The organism is Microbacterium sp. Bi128, assembly GCF_918698205.1.
Map to the genome: position 1 here is coordinate 1 of NZ_CAKKMM010000416.1, position 3,871 is coordinate 3,871.

A 3,871-nucleotide genomic window follows, 5' to 3' on the forward strand; every position below is an offset into this window, starting at 1 on the left:
GCCTCGGGGGTGCCCACCGCGGAGTACTTCATCATCTGCGCCATCTGCTGGCCCTGGGGCGAGTCCAGGATCATATCCGCCTCGTCGTCGCTGAACACACGGCCATTGCCGAAGAACAAGGAAACCCTGGCCCGCTTGGTGGCCTGGAACATCGCCTGCGCCTCAGCGGCGGAATCGGCGGCAATGACATTGACTCCGGCGATCACGTGCGGGGCCTCGAGCTGCGCGGAGGGCCGGAATTCGCGGCGGTAGACCGCCACCGCATCCTGCAGCGCGTTGGGCGCGAAGTGCGAGGCGAACGCATAGGGCAGGCCCAGCTGGGCGGCCAGCCTGGCGCCGAACAGGGAGGACCCCAGGATGTACAGCGGCACGTTGGTGCCCTTGCCCGGGGTGGCCTCCACGCCCTGGATGCGGGTGGGGCCGCCCAGGTAGCCCTGGAGCTCCAGGACGTCCTGCGGGAAGCTGTCTGCCGACATCGGATCGCGGCGCAGGGCGCGCATGGTGTTCTGGTCGCTGCCCGGCGCCCGGCCCAGGCCGAGGTCGATCCTGCCCGGGTGCAGGGTCTCAAGCGTGCCGAACTGTTCGGCGATGGTCAGCGGCGAGTGGTTGGGCAGCATCACGCCGCCGGCGCCGAGCCGGATGCTGGAGGTGTGGGCAGCGACGTGGGCGATCAGCACACTCGTGGCGGACGAGGCGATCGCGGACATGTTGTGGTGCTCGGCGTACCAGATCCGCCGGTAACCCCGGTCCTCGGCGAGCTGCGCCATGGCCACGCTGCCGGCGAAGCTTTCGGCCGCCGTCTGGCCCGGGCCGATGGTTGCGAGATCAAGAATGGAAAGCGGAACAGTCACGGAAAAGCCGGCCTTTCGTAGCGGAGCAGTGTGCGGGCCGGAGTTGGGACTGCGGTCCTGGGTGGCACCGGGTTTCCGGCGCGGGCACACTGGGGTCAACGACGGCGGCCCCCGGGATATTTCTGCAGGCGGCTCAGGGGCACGAGTAGTTGTAGTCAAGGCCCCCGGAGATGTACTGCGTCATCGAGACGCGGCTGTTCGGGGTGAGTCCGGGGCGGGCGCAGTTCGCCTTGGCCCCGGCCGCCGATCCAGCTCCAGCGAGCCAGCTCGGCAGACCTGCCAGCGGGCTGGCGAACTTCACGGTTCCGGCGATCTCCCCCCACTGGTAGGCGGTGGAGTAGAGGCCCACGCGGGCGCCGATCTTCTTGAAGTAGGCGGCCATGCCTTCCAGGACGGCGACGTTGGCGGCTTTGTCAGCCTGCCAGGTGTTTTCCGTTTCCACATCCAGCCACCAGAGGTAGGACTGCGGGTTGCTGACCCCGCGGCGCTTGGCGTCGTCGGACGCCTTGGCCCACCCATACATATAGGAGCAGGCTTTGAGCGACCCCAAGGCGCAGTTGCCGTAGGGGTTTGTGACCTTCACCCCGTTGTAGGTGTTCAACGTGGGCCACCAGGACCCCTGCCGGGCGGTGTTGGCCGTGTTGACGTACAGCGCCACCCTCGGCTGCGCCGTCGCTGCCGGGGACTTTGCGGTCTTGGCCCAGGCCAGCTGGCTTGCCAGGCACGGGTTCGTGTTGTTGGCCAGGCCATGGTTGACGCCGACGATCGCGAAGGCCGGCTGCTTTGGGAGGGTCTTCCCGCATTGCGGCCAGGACACATCGATTCCGGGTCCCGAGGTACTGGCCGTAGCGGCCGAAGCGGGGCTTCCGCCCAGCATTACAAGGCCGAGGGTCACGGCAAAGGCCAGCACGATGCGCGGGAACGAGTTGGGCATGCCACAGTCTAAGGCAAAATCGCAGAAACGCTAATCGGTGGCGTAATTCCGCCACGGCGCAGGTTTTGCCGCAGGAATGCCCGGAACGCACGCCTGCAGGCGCCCCCGCATCGACGGGCGGGGACGCCCCGTTAGGGAGCCTTGGAATAGTCAGCAGACTGAGGATGTTCACTTTCCTATGAGCCACGACAATTCACAGCATCCGGAAAAATCCGCCACGATCGCCCTCAAGGATCTGGGAACCGTCCACCGGCTGGGCTTTGGCGCCATGCGGATCGTCGGCGACGGCGTCTGGGGCGAGCCGGCAGACCGCGCCGCCGCGGTCGCCGTCGTGCGCCGCGCCGTGGAGCTCGGCGTCGACTTCATTGACACCGCAGACTCTTACGGCCCCAACATCAGCGAGGAAATCCTCGCCGAGGCGCTGCATCCCTACCGGGACGGCCTCAAGATCGCCACCAAGGTGGGGTTCACCCGCACCGGCCCCAACGTCTGGGTTCCGGTCGGCCGGCCCGAATACCTGCGCCAGCAGACGGAACTGAGCCTGCGCAAACTCAAGGTCGACTCCCTCGACCTACTGCAGCTGCACCGGATCGACCCCAAGGTGGACCGCGACGAGCAGTTCACCGTGCTTCGCGATCTGCAAAAGGAAGGCAAGGTCAAGGCACTCGGCCTCTCCCAGGTCAGCGTCGAGGACCTGGAGGAAGCCGGGAAGTACTTCACCGTCTCCACGGTGCAGAACCGCTACAACCTCACCGACCGCAGCTCCGAGGACGTCCTCGAGTACGCCGAGGAGAACGGCATCGGCTTCATTCCGTGGGCGCCGATCTCCGCTGGCGAGCTGGCCCGGCCGGGCGGACCGCTCGACGAGGCGGCGAAGCGGCTGGGCGCCACGACTTCCCAGGTGGCGCTGGCCTGGCTTCTGCGCCGGTCCCCCGTCATGATGCCGATCCCCGGCACCGGCTCCGTCAAGCACCTTGAAGAGAACCTGGCCGCCGCCGGCGTCGTCCTCGACGACGCCACCTATGCGGAACTCAAAGCGACCCGCTGAACCGCGCCGCTTCCCATATTTCACCTTATCCACCGTCCGCCGGCCCCGCCGGCAGAACAGGAGCAGCACCATGGCTAAAAATATTCTGATGGTTGTCTCGGCAGCAGATTCCCTGACGATGCGCGACGGCAGCGAACACCCCACCGGGTACTGGGCCGAGGAGCTCGTCGTCTCCCACCGGACCCTTCTCGACGCGGGCCACACCGTGCACATCGCCACTCCTGGCGGCAAGAAGCCGACGGTGGATGAGGTGAGCCTCGCGGCCGAGTCCGCCGGTGGGCAGGACCGTGCGGATAGCTTCCGCCGCTACATCGATTCCCTCGACGCCGAACTGTCCAACCCGCTGGTGCTGGCCGACGTCGACGCCTCCGCCTACGACGCCGTCGTGATGCCGGGCGGCCACGGGCCCATGGCCGACCTGTACCAGGATGCCGACCTTGGCCGCCTGCTGACGACCGTCAACACGGCCGGCAAGATCATTGCCCCCTTCTGCCACGGCCCGGCCGGGCTGTTGAGCGCCACGGACGACGACGGCGCGTTCACCTTCGCCGGACGCCGCCTCACCGTCTTCACCAATGAGGAGGAGCTGGGTGGCGGCACGGGACCCAATACACCGTGGTTCGTGGAGGATGTCCTGAAGGAGAAGGGCGCGGTAGTGGAGAACGGCGCGGCCTGGACGTCTCACGTTGTGCGGGACGGAAACCTCATCACCGGGCAGAACCCGCAGTCCAGCGAGGACGTGGCCAAGGAGGTCCTCAAGGCCCTCGCCGAATAAGCCACTCCTAGCCGGGTCCGGGAACCCCGGACCCGGCTAAGCTAACCGCATGGCCATCAAATCCACTGCAGACAAAGTCGCCACGATCGTCCAGGGCTACACTTTGGACGGCCCGACGATCGAGCTCGGCGCGGCGATCGTCGACGGCGAACTCCACAAGGAAGCCTCCGTCCGGCTGCCGCTCGCGATGATGAACCGGCACGGCCTCGTGGCCGGGGCGACAGGCACGGGCAAGACCGTCACGCTGCACATGATGGCCGAAC

Annotated in this window: 5 protein-coding genes; 3 read left to right on the plus strand and 2 right to left on the minus strand. The window is 67.1% G+C overall.

Annotation, left to right across the window (positions count from 1 at the left end; genetic code table 11):
* Both LQV45_RS20130 and LQV45_RS20135 read right to left on the minus strand, forming a co-directional pair.
* Positions 1-851, minus strand: an 851-nt coding sequence (locus tag LQV45_RS20130) for an LLM class flavin-dependent oxidoreductase (protein ID WP_230008531.1), incomplete at its 3' end; no start/stop codon positions are given.
* 133 nt (positions 852-984) lie between these two features.
* On the minus strand, positions 985-1,785 hold the full coding sequence (locus LQV45_RS20135) for a hypothetical protein (protein ID WP_230008532.1): 801 nt from the start codon (positions 1,783-1,785) through the stop codon (positions 985-987).
* Positions 1,786-1,963: 178 nt separating this feature from the next.
* On the opposite strand from LQV45_RS20135, the gene LQV45_RS20140 reads away from it, so the two are divergent.
* From LQV45_RS20140 to LQV45_RS20150, 3 genes are all read left to right on the plus strand, one after another.
* Positions 1,964-2,833: an aldo/keto reductase gene (locus LQV45_RS20140; RefSeq protein ID WP_223915094.1), complete on the plus strand. Its 870-nt coding sequence runs from the start codon at positions 1,964-1,966 to the stop codon at positions 2,831-2,833.
* A 70-nt stretch (positions 2,834-2,903) separates the two neighbouring features.
* On the plus strand, positions 2,904-3,608 hold the full coding sequence (locus tag LQV45_RS20145; RefSeq protein WP_230008533.1) for a type 1 glutamine amidotransferase domain-containing protein: 705 nt from the start codon (positions 2,904-2,906) through the stop codon (positions 3,606-3,608).
* Positions 3,609-3,657: 49 nt separating this feature from the next.
* The coding region (locus LQV45_RS20150) for a helicase HerA-like domain-containing protein (RefSeq protein WP_230008534.1) at positions 3,658-3,871 on the plus strand (214 nt) is incomplete at its 3' end.